This window comes from Providencia sp. PROV255, assembly GCF_028478065.1.
Taxonomy (GTDB): domain Bacteria; phylum Pseudomonadota; class Gammaproteobacteria; order Enterobacterales; family Enterobacteriaceae; genus Providencia; species Providencia rettgeri.
This window is the reverse complement of sequence record NZ_JAMPMI010000010.1, coordinates 1-20,073: the sequence shown is the minus strand read 5'-3', so window position 1 is coordinate 20,073 and position 20,073 is coordinate 1. Positions and strand designations below refer to the sequence as shown.

Sequence of the window (20,073 nt, the reverse complement as noted above, 5' to 3'; positions counted from 1 at the left end):
AAACTAAAGTCAAAATACAGGAAAACCTTAACCTATATATACCCCAAATAATTCGAGTTGCAGGTAGGCGACAAGCGAAGATAGACGGGGGAGCATAGATAAACTATGTAACTCGGCTAGCCTAGTGCTGTCACTTACACCTCAACGAAAAGCGCTGCAACTTGAAGGATTACGGGTATATTAAACATATATCAATACTATGAATGCTACCGAAAGTTTTTATTTAGTAACAGCGGAGAGTTCTTGAATTTTTCGACTTTACAGTCTTTTACTTTATATTTATTAGGTTTTTACTCTCGAGTTAACGCAGATAGCCTAGACCATCACATACGCAATCAGGTATAGTTCATACCAAAATATTTATTGTTGTTTATCCAATCGCAGTAGGTCATGTATTCCTACTGCATAGAAACAGAAAATTAAAATTCCCTTTATAAATCAAAAGGTAAATAAATTGGCTCAATACGTTTATAGTATGTATCGGGTTGGAAAAATTGTTCCACCGAAACGTCATATTTTAAAAAATATCTCTCTGAGCTTCTTTCCGGGGGCTAAGATCGGTGTTTTAGGTCTTAATGGTGCAGGTAAATCAACATTACTGCGTATTATGGCAGGTATTGATACCGATATCGAAGGCGAAGCACGTCCACAACCTGGTTTGAAAATCGGCTATCTTCCGCAAGAACCTAAGTTAAATCTTGAACATACTGTCCGTGAAGCCGTTGAAGAAGCGGTTAGCGAAGTCAAAAATGCATTAACTCGTTTAGATGAAGTTTATGCAGCTTACGCGGAAGAAGGTGCAGATTTCGATAAACTCGCGAAAGAGCAAGGCGAGTTAGAAGCGATTATTTCCGCACAAGATGGCCATAATTTAGATAACCAATTAGAGCGTGCGGCGGATGCACTGCGCCTACCCGCTTGGGATGCTAAAATCGAAAACCTCTCTGGGGGTGAACGCCGTCGTGTGGCAATTTGCCGCTTACTACTCGAAAAACCCGATATGCTACTGCTCGATGAGCCAACCAACCACTTAGATGCTGAGTCTGTTGCTTGGTTAGAGCGTTTCTTACACGATTACGAAGGGACTGTTGTGGCTATCACGCATGACCGTTACTTCTTAGATAACGTTGCGGGTTGGATCCTCGAACTTGACCGTGGTGAAGGTATTCCTTGGGAAGGTAACTACTCTTCTTGGCTTGAGCAAAAAGATGAGCGTTTGGCGCAAGAAGCCTCTACAGAAGCCGCTCGCCGTAAGTCTATCGAAAAAGAACTTGAGTGGATCCGCCAAAATCCAAAAGGCCGTCAAGCTAAAGGTAAAGCGCGTTTGGCTCGCTTTGAAGAACTCAATAGCGTTGAATATCAAAAACGTAACGAAACTAGCGAACTGTTTATTCCACCTGGACCGCGTTTAGGGGATAAAGTTATCGAGGTTGAAAACCTAAGTAAATCTTATGGTGACCGCGTTCTGATTGATAACCTGAATTTCTCAATCCCGAAAGGGGCAATAGTCGGGATTATCGGCCCTAACGGTGCGGGTAAATCCACCCTGTTCCGTATGATTTCAGGCCAAGAGCAACCGGATTCCGGCTCAATCACGTTAGGTGATACCGTAAAAATTGCCTCTGTTGACCAGTTCCGTGATGCGATGGATGACAGCAAAACTGTCTGGGAAGAAATTTCTAACGGCCAAGATATCATGCGTATTGGTAACTTTGAAATTCCAAGCCGTGCCTATGTGGGTCGTTTTAACTTTAAAGGCGTGGACCAAGGTAAACGTGTTGGTGAGTTATCAGGTGGTGAACGCGGCCGTTTACACTTAGCTAAATTACTGCAAGTGGGCGGTAACGTCCTGTTACTCGATGAACCAACCAACGACCTCGACGTTGAAACTTTACGTGCGCTGGAAAACGCCCTGTTAGAGTTCCCAGGCTGTGCCATGGTTATTTCCCATGACCGTTGGTTCCTTGACCGTATTGCAACCCATATTATTGATTACCAAGACGAAGGTAATATTACGTTCTTCGAAGGTAACTTCTCTGAATATGAAGATTACAAAAAACGGACGTTAGGCGCGGAAGCGTTGCAGCCACATCGTATGAAGTATAAGCGTATGACCAAATAATCCCTGTCATAATTTAGAATTATAGCGGTGTTGGCTGCGCTCGTGAGCCCTAGTCACATACTGGTGTGTGCTCCTAGGGACTCACTCTCTTGCCGCCTACCTATAATTCAAATTATTTAAGGGATCGATATCATATAGATAGAATAAAAAACGGCATCATTCGATGCCGTTTTTTATTGGGTGACTTTATTTATAAGTCATCCAACATCAGTAACTGCTGAACAAGGGTGACACACTCTAAGAAGCGTGTGTCATAATCTGAGGATTCTACACGCACAAATTCAATATTGTTTTTCTTCAGCATTTCAATGAGTAAGCCTTGGAACGCTTTCCGGTCTTTATCACTCCCCAAGCTTCTTAAACCATCAGCTACCCAAGGAGTGTTATTCTCTAAAACTATGACTAAATCGAATCGGTATTCGTCTATCAATGCCTGAACAAATGGATGCTCTTTGCCTTCATAGCGCAAACAAAAGGCTTGAGTCGTGACAAAGTCGGTATCAATAAATGCGACTTTATTAGCATATTTTACTGCAAAATCAATATATTGAGCGTGTCCTAAGGCGATTTTGTCGTAGTCAGAATATTGCAATGCCATCTCATCACCACCTAAGTGGCTAAACACATAGTCACGGCCATATTCCCATGCGCTGGATGTATTGAAAATATTCGCTAACTTATTGACTAACGTAGACTTACCACTCGATTCACCGCCTAAAATCGCCACTTTACGCACAAAGAAGGGTTTAACTTCCGTTGGGATATATTCCCAATAACGAAACGGCGCCTGACGAATTTGGTTACCGCTAATATTCATAAACGTACGTTCAGGGTCAATCAAAATGGTTTCGATACCTAAATATTTTTTATAGCGCGGAGCGTCATTCGCTTCCCCTGAATAAATAAAACTTGGGTTAATATTATGCTTTTTCAAAAAGCCTTTCATTCCATCACTCCACACTTCCCAACCGTGTGGATACGGCTCTATGCCATTTTCATCAAATGAGTGAATATGAATATTTTTTTGATATTTAAAGGTTTGTAATAACCACCGTAAACGGTCGCTTACTGTGGGCTGTTGAGACATAGAACTGTTAATAAACAAGTCCTTATCACGGGGTTCATCGTGGCAGAGAATGACATGAAGCTCATCCACTTGGCTGCACGCCCGTTGAATCAAATAAATATGCCCAGTATGTAATGGATAAAATTTGCCGAACACCACACCAATCGTTTTTTGCTGGTTGGGGTATTCAAGACCTAAAAAGCGATGAAGAGCCGCAATTTTTTGTGCGCTAGGGCTTTTAATTTTGTCGTTAATCAACTGGCTGAGATAGCCTTTGGTCATATCTGTCGCATCCGCAACTTGCTGGAGCGTGTAACCCGCTCGTTTAATTGCGTTTTTAAGATAGTCAAATTCAGCCATGTATTTTCCTTTTACCCTAAATTAAAAGCTTATAATTCATCCAAAATACTTAATGCGTCTGCTAATTTCTTCACGCCATACACTTTCATGTCCGGAGGTGATTTTTTGGGCATATTCGCATGAGGGACAATAGCGCGTTTAAAACCATGTTTTGCTGCTTCAGAGATACGTTCTTGCCCACTTGGAACTGGACGAATTTCCCCTGCCAGCCCAACTTCACCAAATACCACAAGGTCTCTAGGTAACGGACGATCACGAAAACTAGAAACAAGGGACAGCAATAGTGCTAAGTCAGCACTGGTTTCGGTGACTTTAACGCCCCCCACGACGTTAACAAAAACGTCTTGGTCTGACATTTGCAAACCACCGTGGCGGTGTAATACGGCCAATAAAATGGCTAAACGGTTTTGTTCAAGCCCGACCGCAACACGCCGTGGATTCGACATCATAGAATGGTCGACAAGCGCTTGGATTTCCACCAGCAGCGGTCTTGTCCCCTCCCAAACTACCATTACCGAACTACCTGATGTGATTTCATCACCACGGCTTAAGAAGATTGCTGAGGGGTTACTGACTTCTTTAAGCCCTTGTTCTGTCATGGCAAACACACCTAATTCATTGACTGCTCCGAAACGGTTCTTATGACTACGCAAAGTACGGAAGCGGTTATCCGCATCGCCATCTAGCATAATAGAGCAATCAATACAGTGTTCGAGGACTTTAGGGCCTGCCAATGAGCCATCTTTGGTGACGTGACCGACCATAATGATGGCCACACCACGGGTTTTCGCAAAACGGGTAAGATAAGCCGCGGTTTCCCTAACTTGTGCCACACTGCCCGGGGAAGATTGGATATCCGCCATATGCATCACTTGGATAGAGTCAATCACCATCAATTTGGGCTGCTCTTGCTCCGCAGTTAAGCAAATTTGCTCAATACTGGTTTCTGACAGCATATTGAGTGAGTCGGTCGGTAGCCCTAAGCGGTGCGCTCGCATCGCCACTTGTTGAAGAGACTCTTCTCCTGTGACATACAGAGTTTTCATTTCACGGGACAACAAACACATGGTTTGCAACAATAAGGTACTTTTACCCGCTCCGGGGTTCCCCCCAATGAGGATGGCACTCCCAGGTACGACTCCGCCACCGAGCACGCGGTCAAACTCTTTAAATCCTGTAGTAAAACGAGGCAGTTCTTCGAGGCTGATTTCAGATAATTTCTGAACCTTACTGACCCCAGCCGCATTTCCTGCATAGCCCGTTAAGCGGTCAGTACGCGATGAAGAGCTTGTTGAGGCCAGACGCACTTCCGTAATGGTATTCCATGCATGGCACGCACTACATTGCCCTTGCCAACGCGGATAATCTGCCCCGCAATCATTACAGACAAACGCCCTTTTAACCCCTTTTGCCACAGCAAACTCCTCTTAAAATTCAATTTTGTTCTTATTTCTTATTTTTATAACATTTCAACCCTATACGCTAAATAGTTCGATATTGTAGGTAGGCGGCAAGCTTAGTTATCCCTAGGAGCATACATCAGTATGTGACTAGGGTGATTAAGTGCAGCCAACACTGCCACAGCACAAACCATAAAATATCGATATCAATATTCAAAATAGTTCGGGTTGTGGCTAGGCGGCAAAAGAGGATGTCTTGGGGAGCATACACAAGTATGTGACCCAAGCAGCCGAGTGCAGCCAACACCGCCACAGCACGAAATATGAAGAATATTTAGCGTTCTTCGTGTTTGAGGCCCCCGCTCAACACACACATCACCCCCATCAGATCTGCATGACGAATAGCGACCTTCGCCCTTGCGTACACCTTTGGTTTCGCATGATACGCAATACCCAGCCCCGCTTTACGGATCATCTTCAGGTCATTTGCCCCATCACCAATCGCCACCGTTTGTTCAATGGGAATTTCCAGTTTTTCAGCCAATTTAACCAAGGTTTGCGCTTTATATTTCGCATCTACAATTGGGCCTTTAACTTTGCCCGTTAACTTGCCATTTTTGACTTCAAGTTGATTAGCAACCGCCGCCACAAGTTTCAATCGCTGTTGCAAGTTATTAGCAAAGAAAGTAAAACCACCGGATGCTATCGCAATGTGCCAATTCATTGCTTGTAACTTACGTACGAGATTCGTTAAGCCTGGCATTAAAGGCAATGTTTCCATCACTTGATCAAGAATAGCGGCATCAGCGCCTTCAAGTAAGCTGACTCTTGCTCGTAAACTTTCGGTAAAATCGAGTTCCCCTAACATGGCTCGCTCGGTCACTTCTGCAACCTGCTCTCCCACCCCTGCTAAGCGAGCAATTTCATCGATACATTCAATCTGAATGGCTGTCGAGTCCATATCCATCAGTAATAGGCCAGGTGAACGCAAACGTGGTATTTGCCCTAATGGCACCACATCTAATAAACATTCGTCAGCAAGTTTTTTAATTCGCGGTGTAATACTCCCGGCAATTCTGACCACTTGGTAGTCATCAATACGCCACGAGGAGACAATTACGATAGCGATCCCTAATCGCTGTTGGAAATTACTGATCCGCGCTTTATCTAAGCCACGGCCATATAGTAACCACCCACTGTCACCTGCACGATAATCCAATGGCATCACTTCTTCACCACTTAACGACAATGGCAACCCCGGCCATTTTTGGATTTCGTCGGGTAGATAACAATAGGTCAAACTCGTTGACATGAAAATTAGCTCCTGTAATCGAAAAAACTTTTTTATAATGATAAGTTGCGAGCAGCCGAACGAAGCCACTATACTCAATTTTAAGGCTTTGTGACCTTATGTGTTTACTGCTAAAACTGAAGATAATCCCATACTACCTGAAGTATAACGACATTTTTATACTCAAAATAAGTCGAGAGCACCAATAAAGCAATGAAACTTACCTTTAGGCTCCACAAAACAGTGATTATCGTTATCTGCATTGCGCTGGTAACCTTACTGATGCATGGTATTTCTTATTTAGGAAATAGCCAAAACCAAGGCAGAATTGAGCAATTTAAACAATTGACCTATGTTCTTGCTGAACAAGTCGCCTTCAGCTTATCTGATTATATTGTTCCAGGCAGTAAAGATTTTAACTTAGAGCGCATTAATGCCAATTTAAATAACGTGGTGAAAGATAGGTATATTTTAGATGCCAGTATCTATACCGCTAGCGGCACATTGGTCACTCAAGTTGGTGAACCTACCACGGTAAAAGAACGTCTCGCGATAGATGACAGCTCATCACTACAAAACTTTCAATACCAGCTTGTTGTTCCCATTCAAGGAACAAAAGAGCCAAAAGGCTATTTACGCTTGACGATTGATACAGAGCTCCTTTCAGCCGAAATTCAACAAGCAGATAACAGTACCAATGTATTACGAATTTTTATTCTACTCTCCTTGTGTATTGGTTTCGTTTTAGCAAATACATTACTGCGTTTAAAGAAAAAGAAAGGTCACAAACAAGCCCCTCCGTTAGTCATTAATACAGAGGAAAATCAAGATGATAATGGAGATGACAACAGTAATGAAGATGGCAAGCAAGAGAACAAAGGAACGCCAGCTACTAAACCAGCACGTTTGAAACGAAAGAAAGAACCTCGACCTTATCGCCCTAAACGGCCTGCCTCAAAAAATAAGCCAAATTCATCTGATAAATAGCCCTAAAAAGGGCTATTGAGTTAAATTTAAATAGAAGTTGTGTCGAACACGATTGGCGCAATAAACTCGACCCGACCATCGACTAGCAATGTTTCTGGCGGGGTAGGAAAAGGCGCAGCACGTGAAATTGTCGCCAACGCTTCTTTATCCAATATTTTCGTACCGGATGAATTCAATAAACTGGCGGCAATCACTTGACCCCGACTATCCAAAACTACTTTTATATGAGAAACCCCTGTTGAGCGGTAACGCAGTGCAGCACGCGGATAGCGTTTGGTTTTAGCTATCCGCTGATGAACCTCACTTTGCCAACCTTGGTGCCCACTCACTGCCGCAGACGCATTACTGGAAAAATTCGCACTGCTACTGGATTCGCTCCCTGATGCAGGGGCGGAAGTGACCGTCGACTCCTGGGTGGTAACAGGTGCTTCGTCGATGACTTTTTTCTCTTGTGGAATTTTCTTTTTCGGTGGTCGTTTTTTCTCACTGACTTTCGTCAATGTGCCATTATCTACAATCGCAGTTTCAGGTAATTTATCCACCTTTTCAATGACTTCAGGTAATGATTCCTCACGTGTCGTCATTTGTTGTTTAGGGGCATGATTGATTTCAGGCTCAGCCTGCTGTTCAAGCTGATAAACACCCAGCTGCAACGAGATTGCTGGTGGTAATACCCCGGTCTTAGGAATTGAAGAGGTAAACCATCCAATAAAAATGATTGCCAGTGTTCCATGGAAAAGACAACTTAAAACCAAACCGCCTAGTGGACGGAAAATCGGGCGCTCTAACTGACCCGTCATACTGCTCATATTCTGCCTCACGACTTTATTTTTTGCAGATTATAGGCATAATACAAACAAAAATGATATTCATTATTATTAGTAAAAACACAATTATTAAAATAAATTATTGATTTAAATAATAAAGTAATCTGAGCAGATTATTAATCAGCACAACTGTGCTCTTTTATGACATTAACACCAGTAAAATGACTATTGATAAATCTCTTGCCCGTAAAATTAGCGGTGCGTATCAGTCAACATATAGCCAACTTGTGCGCTTTTTCCGCAATCGGCTAGATAACAGCAACGATGCTGATGATTTATCACAGGATGTGTTTACACTATGGCTAAACCGTAAAGAACAAACGCCTGTAAAAGAGAGCCGCGCTTATCTGTTTAAAATTGCGAATCATGTTTTGATTGACCATTGGCGACGAAACCAACGCCAAACTAAATCAGAGACATCCATTGATGACATTACTCATGAGCCACATTTTGAACAGAGCCAAGCTGATCCCAGTGAAATCTTGGAACATCAGCAACGGATCCAACGGCTGAGCGAAGCACTTGAAACGTTACCCCCCCGTCGACGAGAAGCATTTTTGCTGTATCGTTTTGATGGCTTATCTCAAAGCGAGATTGCTGAGCGAATGGAAATTTCAATCAGTATGGTGGAAAAACATATTGCAGCAGCACTTGTTCACTGTAAAAAACACCTTGATAATCAGGGCAATAATTCGTAATGACACACGACTCTTTGCAAACATCAGATGATGAAAGCCGCATTGATGAAGAAGCCGCGCTGTGGTTTACCCGCATGCATAGCCAACGCATTAGTGCTCTTGAAACTGAGCAATTCAAACAATGGGTTGCAGCATCACCTGAACATGCAAAAGCGTATGATGCCATTGCTGAGCTATGGCGCGATTTTGATGATATGCCGCGCCCTGCTAGCACAATACTTCCGAAGGAAAAACGCCCTTTTTTTCGCTTATGGCGCCCTTTGGGCAACACTTTAGCGGCATTTTTTATTGCAGCTATTTTGTTTTTGCCTTACAGCCACTTGCCTGCGATGTTACTCAATAATATGACTTTAGTAGCAACGGATACGCCTAAAGAAGTCACATTACCCGATGGTTCTCAGCTGTTTCTTAACCGCAATACCCGTATTCATGTCGCCTATGAAACTCCAGTGCGTAATCTGTACCTAGAACAGGGAAATGTTTACTTTAAAGTCAAATCCAACCCTTATCGGCCTTTTATTGTTCAAGCTGATAACCGGCGTATTCAAGTGGTAGGAACCAAATTTGAAGTTAACAAAGTGGCTCAGCAAGTTGCTGTGAATGTCAGCCAAGGCATTGTCAGCTTTGAAGATGCCGCAAGCAAACAACCCGTTTTCCTACTTGCTGGTGACAGTGCGGTCAGTCAATCGCCGAACAGCCCAATCGCTCGCCAACACATCAACCCGCTAGATGTGGCTCGTTGGCGTTTTGGTGAATTTGTTTTTGTTGATAAACCACTTTCAGAAGTCCTCGACGAACTTAAAAACTATTCATCGATAAATATCGAGCTTTCTCCCGCTCAATTAGCGAAGAGTAAAATCTCAGGTCGCATCAATACCCATCAGCCAGAACAGTTTTTTCAAGCCCTTCCTTCATTACTTCCGGTACAAGTCGTCTATCGAGATAAAAATAACGTATTGATTATTCAAAATAAAAAAAATAAATAAAAAATATTTTTATTTGCAGGTGAGGATAATTCTCATTTCACCCTCTTCTTAACTAGTCATCATTTTGCTGACCTATTTTCGCACACTTTTTGTGCAGCTTAAGAATAAGGGATAACCATGTCTATTCAGTTTACTCAAAGCCGATTAAGGCCGCTCGCCCTTGCTATTGCAGTGAGTAGCGCCATTGTTTGTCAAACTGCCTTCGCGCAAGAAATTAATTTTTCATTACCAGAACAATCACTGGCTGCCTCAGTGGCTGAAATTAGCCGCCAAGGTCAAATTCAATTGATTTATGATAAAGGTCAGTTAAATGGCTTACGAGCACCTGCCTTGTCTGGTAACTACTCCGCACAAACCGCATTACAAAAAATACTCATCGGTAGCGGCTTAGAGTTAGTCAATGAAAATGGTGTTTTCGTTATTCGTCAGCAAAATTTAAGCCAAGGCACATTGGTATTACCGGAAACTCAAGTCTCTGGCGTTGTTCAGAATCACCCCGCAACAGATGTTATGTCAGCACCGCAATATGTGACGTCTGAAGAGATTAGCCAGAAAAATACCGGTGATGGCAATATCACCGATTTAATGAAAACTAACCCTGCTGTCCAATTTGCTAACAATGACAGCAACTCGATGAACCAAGGAGAAATCAAGCCTTCCCGCATCTCAATCCACGGCTCAAGCAGCTATCAAAATGCTTATCGCCTTGATGGTGTTAGTTTTAATAATGATTTTGACCCCGCAGACAGTGGTCTCGGTGAAACAGCGACCCGTCTGAGCAGTAGCGACCAAGGGATCTACATCGATAGCCGTCTGATCGACAGCATGACAGTGTATGACAATAACATTCCTGTCGAATTTGGTGGGTTTACAGGGGGAACCGTTGAAGTCAATAGCCGTCGCTGGCAAGGGGAAAATAGCGCCCATGCCTATTACCGCTTAACTCGCTCCGGTTGGAACAACTTGTTCCATGACTCCACACAAGGTATTGATACCACAAAAAATGATACCGCCAACCCTGCTCGCTTTCAAAACCGCTACGATAAAAATGACTTTGGTGGCTGGTTTGAATTAGGGGTGAGTGAAAATTCAGGGCTCGTATTCTCGGCCTCACGTCGTAGTTCGACTATCCCGATGACGCTCGCCAATGATGGCGCCGCAATGATCAATGGTGATGGTGAATTGGAAATGACGGATGGTCTAACTGGAAAAAAAGATCAAAAAAGGATTTCTGATAACTACTTTTTGAAATATACCATTGATCTCTCTGATAAAAGCTCCTTAGATCTTTCTGCAAACTATGCTGATTATGATAGCCGCTTATTTACTTCCACTATCATGAATTCAGGCTATGACAGTACACATAAAGGTTTAGGTTTTACAGGCGTTTTCAAACACCAATTTGAAGTTGGTCAGTTAGAGCTAACAGCAAGTACTCAGCAACTAAAAGATGAACGGGTCAATGACCAAAATTATTATGTCGAAGTTCTTGCAATGGACTCTGACTATAACTGGGATAACCGGAAATACCTACGTAGTGGTGGACAAGGTGATTTAATCTCTGAACAAAATAGCCAAACAGCAAAAGCAGTTATGAGATTCACCTCAATGGAAGATGGGTTAGGTATTACGCATAAACCGACTATTGGTAGTGAGCTCAGCTATACTAAAGGGACATATAAACGAGATAGTGATTTTTATCGTTATAACTATTCAGGCGTCATTGACAAAAATGATTATTGGAATGGCCAACTTACCAATGTCACTCGGTTCCAAGCAGGTAAGCACTCTGCAGATTACACTAACTACGCATTATTTCTTGATGACAACTTACAATATGGCAAATTAACACTACGTCCAGGTATTCGTTTAGATCGTGATGACTTTGTGAGTCGCACAAATATTGCCCCTCGACTTTCTGGTTCATATGACATTTTTGGCGACAACTCAACGTTATTGATCGCTGGTGCTAACCGTTATTATGGCCGTTCAATGCTAACCTATGCCTTATATGGTGCACAAAATGCAGGTATGCAAAACTGTAATTGGGGCTGTTCATTAGATCCAAATTTAAACGATTGGGATAACCAAAAAGATTACGAAGGCATAGATTCACTAAAAACGCCATATAATGATGAGCTTACTGTTGCTCTGCAACAAGAAATCCTTTCAACCACATGGCGTCTACAATACGTACACCGTGAAGGGTATGACGAAGTCAGAACTCGTACCAAATATGACACTCGTGATGCCGATAAACGTAGCATTCGGATGTACGACAATGGCGGCCGTAGCTCACACGACACCGTAACCCTTTCAGTTAATAACAGCCAACCTTGGGAGTGGGCAGATGCTTCCCATGTAATGACAGCATCACTTACATGGCAGCAAAGTGAAAGTAATACCCCGAAAGATTCAGGTTATAACTCATTTGACCCAGCCAATAAAGTCAATCTAAACAAAGTTTGGTATGACGGCAAAATTATTGATGCATCAAAATTGCCTTCAACCAGCTTTAACTCTCCGTTCAAATTTAACTTAGAACTGACCAGTGTTTGGGATGATTATGACCTAACTTGGTACAACCGCCTACAATGGTGGGGAGCTCGAGACCAAGCAGTTCGCTACGATAACGCCTACGCAGTCGACCCTGAATATGGACAAGTTCGTAAGTACACCAAGCAGCATTTCTCCAGTAAATATACGTGGGATACTCGCCTAGGCTGGAAACCTGAATTCGCTCACGGTTTTGGCTTCTCAGTCGAAGTGAACAATATCCTTAACAATAAAAATGTTGCTGACCGCTTTGTCTTTGAAGACCGAGTATTGAAGTCCTACGACCCGGGCCGTCAGTTCTGGTTACAAGTCAATTACGACCTGTAATCCACCAGCAATGTGAGCAATTTAAAAAATATAAGCCATTAAAATAAAACAACAAATGAACAAAACGTCATGAAGACACTGAAACAATTTTTCTATTTAGTAAAACCTTTTTGGGGGCAGCGTGCTGCCCTTTTGTGCTGGATACTGCTGTTTGCCTCACTCGGGCTCACGTTGTCCTCAGTTTGGTTCAACGTCAAAATGAACATGTGGAATGGGGATTTTTATAACGCCCTACAAAAACTCGACGGCCAAGCGCTGTATGGCTTATTGCAATACTTTGTGATTTTAGTCAGCGGGCTAATTTTTGTCGTTGTTATGGGTAATTACCTAAAACAAATGCTGATTATCCGCTGGCGCAAAGGCATGACGGAGCAAGTACTTAGCCGTTGGTTATCCCCAAATAGCAAACATTACCTATTAAGGCTGACATCACAAGAGCCAGATAACCCAGACCAACGTATTGCCGAAGATATTCGTTTACTGATTGAATCGACATTAAATTTAGTGGTGACATTCCTCCACTCAATGTTAACTCTGATTTCATTTGCGACCATCCTTTGGACACTTTCCGGTAGCCTGTCGTTTAACTTTGCCGATAGCGACTGGACCATTCCTGGGTATATGTTCTGGGCTTGTATTATTTATACCCTCATTGGTATTGCACTTACCCAATGGATTGGTTTCCCACTTCGCCGTTTGCATATGGATAAACAACGCCGCGAAGCGGATTACCGTAGCTCATTAATTAATTGCCGCCAACACGGTGATGCCATCGCAGGGCAGCGTGGTGAAACTCAAGATAGAAAAGAACTGATGGGGCGCTTTGGTGAAATTATTAGCAACTGGAACCGCTTGATCCGTTGTGAGCGGAACCTCTCTTTCTACACAGTGGGTTACCAACAAGTTACCGCCTTAGCGCCTGTATTACTCGCATTACCTAAATTCCTTGCGGGTGAAATCATGTTGGGTGGCTTAATGCAATTGCGCCAAGCCTTTACCAGTGTTGCCACTTCACTCGGCTGGTTTATTTTTGCCTATAAAGAAATCGCCGCATGGCAAGCCACAGTCTCCCGTTTATACAACTTTGTGGTTTTATTGGAAAACGATAACAAAGCGGTGGTTACTATCGACGAAAAATCGCCACCTCTGATCGCTAAATTATCCGTTTCTACCGCAGACAACCGCTGCTTAATTAATTCCGTGAATATAACCGCCAAACAAGGCGAATTAACCTTGATTCGTGGCCGTTCTGGTGTTGGTAAGTCCACCTTATTACGCACGCTAAGTGGGCATTGGCCTTTCTTCAACGGCACTATCAGCCGAACAGAAAAAGTTATGTGGATCCCACAACGCCTCTATTTACCAATTAGTCGGCTTGATAGCTTATTGGCTTATCCCAAAGCGACATCCCAATTTAGTCAGCAAGATTTTCAATATGCATTGATGTTAGTCGGGTTAGAAAAGCTGCATCACCAACTCGCACTCGAAACTGATTGGAACAACCGCCTATCTGGTGGAGAACAGCAGCGCATTATGTTTGCGCGTTTATTGCTCAACCGACCAAAACTACTGTTATTGGATGAAACCACCTCTGCCCTTGATGAAAACAGCGCATTAGAACTCCTCGCTCTATTGAAAGCTGAGTTACATGACAGTGCCATTATTTTGGTTAGCCATCAGAGCTTCGTTGCTCAATTTGCGGAACAACAAATATTGCTCGTTGAACCTGCGAGTGAAAAATCCTTAAATACAGGAACACCTGAATATGCTTCGTAAAATTACCTTCGCCACACTGGTAAGCATTCTGCTCGGTGGCTGCGCAGGCAGCACATCTGTGAGTCAAAATGCAACCTCGCTGTTGCCCGTACGCGGTGACCTGCAACACTATCAACTCGAAAATGGACTGCAAGTTTACCTTCTACAACGCAATCAACCTGGAGTTGAACTGCGTTTGTTGGTCAGTAGCGGTTCATTGCAAGAAAATGAACAGCAACTTGGTCTCGCGCACTTTACTGAACATATGGCGTTTAAAGGCACCAAACATTTTCCGGGAACCACGGGGTTCAAACAGCTTGAACACCAAGGGCTTAAACTCGGTAGCCATGTTAATGCGATCACCAGTTTAAATTCCACACTATATAAATTATCACTCCCTGAAGCCACGACAGCACAAGTCGCCACGGGCTTACAAGTGATGGCTGATTGGGCATCAAATATGACATTTGACCAAGACGCCTTTGAAAAAGAGCGTCCTGTCATTGTTGAAGAGTGGCGTTTACGCCAAGGAATGGGCTATCGCATCAACGATAGTTTAGAAAAATTACGCTACCACGGTAGCCGATATGTCGATCGCAACCCGATTGGTTCATTAGATGTGGTACGCAATGCCCCGATTGAGCAAGCGAAAAGCTATTACCAAACATGGTATCAACCTCAGCGAATGTCACTATTAATTATTGGTGATTTCAATAGTTCATCAGTACGCAATCAGGTTGATAATTTATTTGCGCTCCCTAAACCCGAAAAAGTGGCAGAAGATAACCCGCAATGGAAACAATTTGCCCACTCAACCAATATGTTAGTGCAAGGCGTGTTTGATAAAGAGCAAGGGGCGCGTTATGTGCAATTTGCCTTACAAAAGGATGTTAGCGCACCGCTAAATACGCGCTTAGGGCAGTCCGAAGATTTACTCGATAACCTCTGGTTAGCCATTTTAAACCAGCGTTTCTCCGTCATGGTGGATAACGGCATTTTGCCATCCATTAGTATCAATGAACAAGGAGCAATGTTAGATAACCAGCGCTTACAACAGTTGATGATCATCCACCCTAAAGGCAATGATTACCAAGGTGCGACTGAGATTTTATTTACAGAGCTACAACGCCTTGCTACTGAGCCGGTTACCCAAGAAGAACTGGATTCTGCAAAGCAAGCCATGCTGAAAAAATTTAGCCAGCAAGCCGCTTCAGAACAACGTTATAGCAATGAATATTTAGCGGGGCAACTCACTACGGCACTTGAATACGACATGCCGATGTGGAATAAGCGCCAGCAGTTAGATAACAGCTACCAATTGATAAAGTCTGTCAAACCGCAGGATTTACAACAACATGTCGCTAAATTCCTACAAACCGCCTCCCCGCGTTTAGCATTAATTGGACCGGATACAGATGCCGCGACAATGGATAAGTCCGCATTTAATCAACAATGGCTTAAAATACGCCAAAGTACACCCGGGCCATTTACGCTGCGCTCCAAAGCGATTCAACTACAGCTACCTCAAGTTCCCAAAGGGGATATTGTTGAGCAATCTAAGCTACCGGTTGAAAAAACAGAGCGTTGGACATTAAGCAATGGTATTCAGGTAATTGTTAAAACAGATAAAAATCTGAAAGATGACATTCAATTTAACTTGCAATTACCGGGTGGCCGCTCGTTAGAAACACAACAAACGGCAGGTTTAACCGATTGGGCATTGAAACTTCCTGAAAGCAGCGGTTATGGGAATTACAGCGCTCGTGATCTGGCTTTACTGGCAAAACAAAACCAAATTAGCGTTCGCCCATACAGTGAATTACTCACGCATGGTTTTCGGGGAAAAACCCCTGTCGATAACCTCGAAACGGCTCTACAACTACTCAACTTGAAGCTAACAGCGCCTCAATTTAGTGGCGAAAAGTTAGAGCAACAAAAACAATCTTTTGCTTTAAACTTATCCAAAACTCCCGTAGAGCGCACGTTCCTTGATAATATCAATAAAGAAAGCTATACCCATGGTGAACTTTTAGTGATCAATCCACAGGGTAGCTGGCAACAATTTACTGCTCAACAGTTGCAGCAAGCCAACCGCCAATTACTCACGTCAACAGCAGATATGACACTGGTCATTACAGGTGCAATGAATAGCCGTGAGCTAAAACCGCTGTTAGAGCAATGGGTTGCATCACTGCCGCAAAGTAATCAAAAACTGGTATCTCGTGACCAAGGGATCATACCAAAAATGGCCAGCTTTAATAAAACATATCCCATCAGTAGCAGTGATAAAAGCATGGTCAGCATTCAATTCGCCTCACCCGCCGTATGGAGCCAACAAGATAGCTTAGCAATTCAACTTATTGATACCATTGTGAGCCAACGTCTGCGCGGCGAATTACGTGAAAAAGCCAGCGGGATCTATGTATTAGGTTTTTCACAGATGTTAGCGAAAAAACCGCAACCTTATTACCTCTCTCGCTTGAATTTCACCACATCACCTGAGCGCGCTGAAGAAATGACGCAAATCGCCCAAAAAACGATTGGGCAAATTCGTCAAACAGGTGTGAGTGAAAAAGAGTTAACTGAAGCAAAAAATATTTGGCTCACTGAAAATTCACAAGTGACGGATAGCTCAAGCTATTGGACCGAAGCTTTGGCACAGATTGCTGCAGATGATGGGCAATATCAGCGTTTAAATCAAGAACAAGATATTATTCGGCAACTCACGGTTGAGGATATTAACCGCTTGGCTCGTCAGTATTTAGGGCAGAATTCAAAAGTGTTTATGATGACGCCTTAATTTTCTAATAAATAAAAGAATGGCTATCAAACAGCTGTTAGCCATTCTTTCTAAGATTGACGTTTTTAATATAACTCTCTCATTCCAATCTATTTAAAATAAATTATTATATATCCTTAAAATTTTAAATTTCATATCAATAAAGAAATTTAAAATTCTGTGCTTAACACTTGGATTTTCTATCTCATGAATGATCTTATTAATTTTTTTCTCATCATTACTTCCAACAGGAAAGTTTATGCCATACTTCAAATAACCTATGGCCGATGAGTAAACTTCTGAGATTTCATCTCTTTTCATTTTTCGCAATAAAGATTTAACTTCAACTAAATTTATTTCAGATAAATATCTTCTCTCAACAGCCTCATTAATGATTTTCTTTAATTCCATAGGAGTTGTTAATTTTCTTTCATCGTTCAAGCGAATTTCATTTAGAATATTATCAACCTCTAGATTTCTCAAATCGGTCGTTGATGTAGCCTTATCATGAGTATGGTGCTCAGTTCTATTAAGTTCGCATTTTAGTCGTTCAATAAAAACACGACTTATCCATTTAGGGTCTTTTTCATTGGATGAGATGTTTTTAAGCACATTTTCAATCGTTTCCTTAACGATATAGCTCCCTTGATTTTTATTTAATTTATCAATGTGTTTTAAGCATTCTTGAGTCTCATCTTCCTCTACTTCTTTTTCTGATAAATACAACTTCACATACTGCTTCACCTCTTTGATAGATGAATTAGTTGCAAGGGCTATTTTCAACTGTAACTCTACATCTATATTGATTGGGTCTGTTTCTTCTATATCCTGATTGTTTAACTTTTTATCCACCACTTCAATATTGTTATTAACTTTTTCCTCTGATTTTTTTTCAATAGTCCTAGGTGTTAATTTTTTCACTACTTCAACTCGTGATGTTTTAATATTGTCGTCTATATATTTAGCCTCCATGGTAATAGGATTATTATTTACTTTACGAATATCATTCGGAAAATATTTTCTAAGTTTACATTTAATTTTATCAGAACCTATACTTGTTAAAGATAATCTTCCTTCATTCAGCAACTTTAAACTTTCTTCTGAATTAGCTTGTATTAACCTTTTTATTTCATTAACAATTAAGTTTTTTGACTTTTTACTAATATTATCTTTATTTCCTTTTTTTTGAATCATCATAGCCAATGTGTCACCGCTGGCTATATTTGTATCATTTTTTCTGAGTGTAATCCCCATAATTTTTCCTCTTTTCTTAATAGATAACTACATTCAAAAATAATATATAAATAGATAAATATTCGATATCAGATAGCGCTACTCCTATACATAGGTGGCATATTTAAATAACACATTGATATCTAGCATAATCTAATTGACACAACGATAATTAAGTGGAATTAATACCCTTATATATAATAAATAACGATAAAGAGATTCTATATGAATAACGTAACCATCCGCAGAGCAACATTGGACGATGTGCCTGCAATAACTAAAATGCACGCTGATTATTCGGCGTATGCCAACACCTTACAACTGCCATACCCAACAGAAAAAACATGGGAAGCGCGCATTGGCACGAATGATCTACTCGTCACACAGTTTGTGGCCACTATTGATGATGTCGTTGTCGGGTTACTCGTTATTCATCAACCAAGCCAAATACGTCGCCGCCATGTGGCTACCTTCGGGATTACCGTTAGTGAAGCCCACCAAGGCAAAGGTATTGGCTCACAACTGATGCAAGTGATGGTGGATTACTGTGACAACTGGCTGAATGTCCATCGCATAGAACTAGAAGTATTCGCCGCAAATGGCAGTGGCGTCGGGCTGTATGAAAAGTTTGGTTTTGAACTAGAAGGCCGCATGAAAGATTATGCATTTCGTGATGGGCAATATGTTGATGCGGTGATGATGAGTAGGATCAAAAAATAGCGATAAAAAAATGCCACACAATAGGTGGCATTTTAGCGCATCATGAAAACGTCTAACGACTATTTGTCGCCTAACAGCACGGAGTCCAGTGCAATTTCAATCATCTCATTAAACGTGGTTTGACGTTCTTCTGACGTTGTTTGTTCGCCAGTTTTGATGTGGTCAGAAACGGTACAAATCGTTAATGCACGTGCACCAAACTCAGCGGCAACACCATAAATACCCGCAGCTTCCATTTCAACACCTAGGATGCCGTATTTTTCCATCACTTTGAACATATCAGGATCTGGTGAGTAAAATAGGTCTGCTGAGAACAAGTTACCCACACGCACATTCACGTTTCTTGCTTTTGCCGCTTCAACCGCATTATGGACTAAGTCATAGTCTGCAATCGCTGCAAAATCATTTTCTTTAAAACGTTGACGGTTAACACGTGAATCAGTACAAGCGCCCATACCAATCACAACATCACGCAATTTGACGTCATCCATTACTGCGCCACATGAACCCACACGAATAATCACTTTTACACCAAAGTCAGTGATCAGTTCTTTCGCGTAAATGGAACATGAAGGGATCCCCATACCGTGACCCATAACAGAAATTTTACGACCTTTATAAGTCCCTGTAAAACCTAACATGCCACGCACATTATTGACTTGGCGAACATCCTGAAGGAAGGTTTCAGCGATGTATTTTGCACGTAATGGGTCGCCTGGCATCAGAACGACATCAGCGAAATCACCCATTTCTGCATTAATATGTGGAGTTGCCATGATTATTTCCCTTTAAATGATTAAATTTTTTTAAATGAATAAGGTGGTTCCCCACCTTATTCTTAAAAAAGATGACGGCAAAGCCTTGCCCATTACCTTTAACTGCGCACAATTACCCTAAATAATTTGAGTTGTCGCTAGGCGGCAAAGAAAATCATCCCTATGAGCATACATAAGTATGTGATTAGGA

At 42.0% G+C, this 20,073-nt stretch carries 14 protein-coding genes; 8 read left to right on the top strand and 6 right to left on the bottom strand.

Translation table 11 applies throughout. The features are described 5' to 3' along the window. Positions 1-454 precede the first annotated feature (454 nt). Positions 455-2,122 carry an energy-dependent translational throttle protein EttA gene (gene ettA / locus PR725_RS11675; protein WP_004914750.1) on the top strand — a complete coding sequence of 556 codons (1,668 nt, stop codon included), beginning with the start codon at positions 455-457 and terminating at the stop codon, positions 2,120-2,122. A gap of 190 nt (positions 2,123-2,312) precedes the next feature. Here the strand turns inward: ettA and nadR are convergent, their stop codons facing one another. The 3 genes from nadR to serB form a co-directional block, all read right to left on the bottom strand. Next, positions 2,313-3,548 carry a multifunctional transcriptional regulator/nicotinamide-nucleotide adenylyltransferase/ribosylnicotinamide kinase NadR gene (gene nadR, locus PR725_RS11670; protein WP_109911846.1) on the bottom strand — a complete coding sequence of 412 codons (1,236 nt, stop codon included), beginning with the start codon at positions 3,546-3,548 and terminating at the stop codon, positions 2,313-2,315. Positions 3,549-3,577: 29 nt separating this feature from the next. Then, complete coding sequence (radA, locus tag PR725_RS11665) at positions 3,578-4,963, bottom strand: DNA repair protein RadA (protein ID WP_004914753.1); 1,386 nt, start codon at positions 4,961-4,963, stop codon at positions 3,578-3,580. A 319-nt stretch (positions 4,964-5,282) separates the two neighbouring features. Then, positions 5,283-6,260 carry a phosphoserine phosphatase gene (serB, locus tag PR725_RS11660; protein WP_004914755.1) on the bottom strand — a complete coding sequence of 326 codons (978 nt, stop codon included), beginning with the start codon at positions 6,258-6,260 and terminating at the stop codon, positions 5,283-5,285. Positions 6,261-6,482: 222 nt separating this feature from the next. Here serB and PR725_RS11655 point away from each other — a divergent pair, with 222 nt between their 5' ends. Then, positions 6,483-7,226 (top strand): AhpA/YtjB family protein, encoded by a 744-nt coding sequence (locus tag PR725_RS11655; protein ID WP_232062763.1) that lies wholly within the window; start codon positions 6,483-6,485, stop codon positions 7,224-7,226. 26 nt (positions 7,227-7,252) lie between these two features. On the opposite strand, the gene PR725_RS11650 is transcribed toward PR725_RS11655, so the two are convergent. Then, positions 7,253-8,035 (bottom strand): energy transducer TonB, encoded by a 783-nt coding sequence (locus tag PR725_RS11650; protein WP_123382509.1) that lies wholly within the window; start codon positions 8,033-8,035, stop codon positions 7,253-7,255. A gap of 179 nt (positions 8,036-8,214) precedes the next feature. On the opposite strand from PR725_RS11650, the gene PR725_RS11645 reads away from it, so the two are divergent. The 5 genes from PR725_RS11645 (at position 8,215) to PR725_RS11625 (ending at position 17,175) form a co-directional block, all read left to right on the top strand. Further along, a complete protein-coding gene (locus PR725_RS11645) occupies positions 8,215-8,751 on the top strand; it encodes an RNA polymerase sigma factor (protein ID WP_272569107.1) in 537 nt (178 codons plus the stop codon). Next, positions 8,751-9,737: a FecR family protein gene (locus PR725_RS11640; RefSeq protein WP_272569105.1), complete on the top strand. Its 987-nt coding sequence runs from the start codon at positions 8,751-8,753 to the stop codon at positions 9,735-9,737. Before PR725_RS11645 ends, PR725_RS11640 begins: the two co-directional genes overlap by 1 nt. A 117-nt stretch (positions 9,738-9,854) precedes the next feature. Further along, a complete protein-coding gene (locus tag PR725_RS11635) occupies positions 9,855-12,620 on the top strand; it encodes a secretin and TonB N-terminal domain-containing protein (RefSeq protein ID WP_272569101.1) in 2,766 nt (921 codons plus the stop codon). Between the two features lie 69 nt (positions 12,621-12,689). After that, positions 12,690-14,396, top strand: coding sequence for an ABC transporter ATP-binding protein/permease (locus PR725_RS11630; RefSeq protein WP_196719791.1), 1,707 nt, complete (start codon positions 12,690-12,692; stop codon positions 14,394-14,396). After that, positions 14,386-17,175, top strand: a complete 2,790-nt coding sequence (locus tag PR725_RS11625; protein ID WP_272569099.1) for a M16 family metallopeptidase — start codon at positions 14,386-14,388, stop codon at positions 17,173-17,175. The genes PR725_RS11630 and PR725_RS11625 overlap by 11 nt, the downstream gene beginning before the upstream one ends. 93 nt (positions 17,176-17,268) lie before the next feature. Here PR725_RS11625 and PR725_RS11620 read toward each other — a convergent pair whose 3' ends face one another. Continuing rightward, a complete protein-coding gene (locus tag PR725_RS11620; protein WP_123382514.1) occupies positions 17,269-18,408 on the bottom strand; it encodes a hypothetical protein in 1,140 nt (379 codons plus the stop codon). A gap of 204 nt (positions 18,409-18,612) precedes the next feature. Between PR725_RS11620 and PR725_RS11615 the strand changes: the two genes are divergently transcribed. Further along, positions 18,613-19,107: a GNAT family N-acetyltransferase gene (locus tag PR725_RS11615; RefSeq protein WP_248445496.1), complete on the top strand. Its 495-nt coding sequence runs from the start codon at positions 18,613-18,615 to the stop codon at positions 19,105-19,107. A gap of 59 nt (positions 19,108-19,166) precedes the next feature. Here the strand turns inward: PR725_RS11615 and deoD are convergent, their stop codons facing one another. Then, positions 19,167-19,883 carry a purine-nucleoside phosphorylase gene (deoD, locus tag PR725_RS11610; RefSeq protein ID WP_004914779.1) on the bottom strand — a complete coding sequence of 239 codons (717 nt, stop codon included), beginning with the start codon at positions 19,881-19,883 and terminating at the stop codon, positions 19,167-19,169. Between the last annotated feature and the right edge of the window lie 190 nt (positions 19,884-20,073).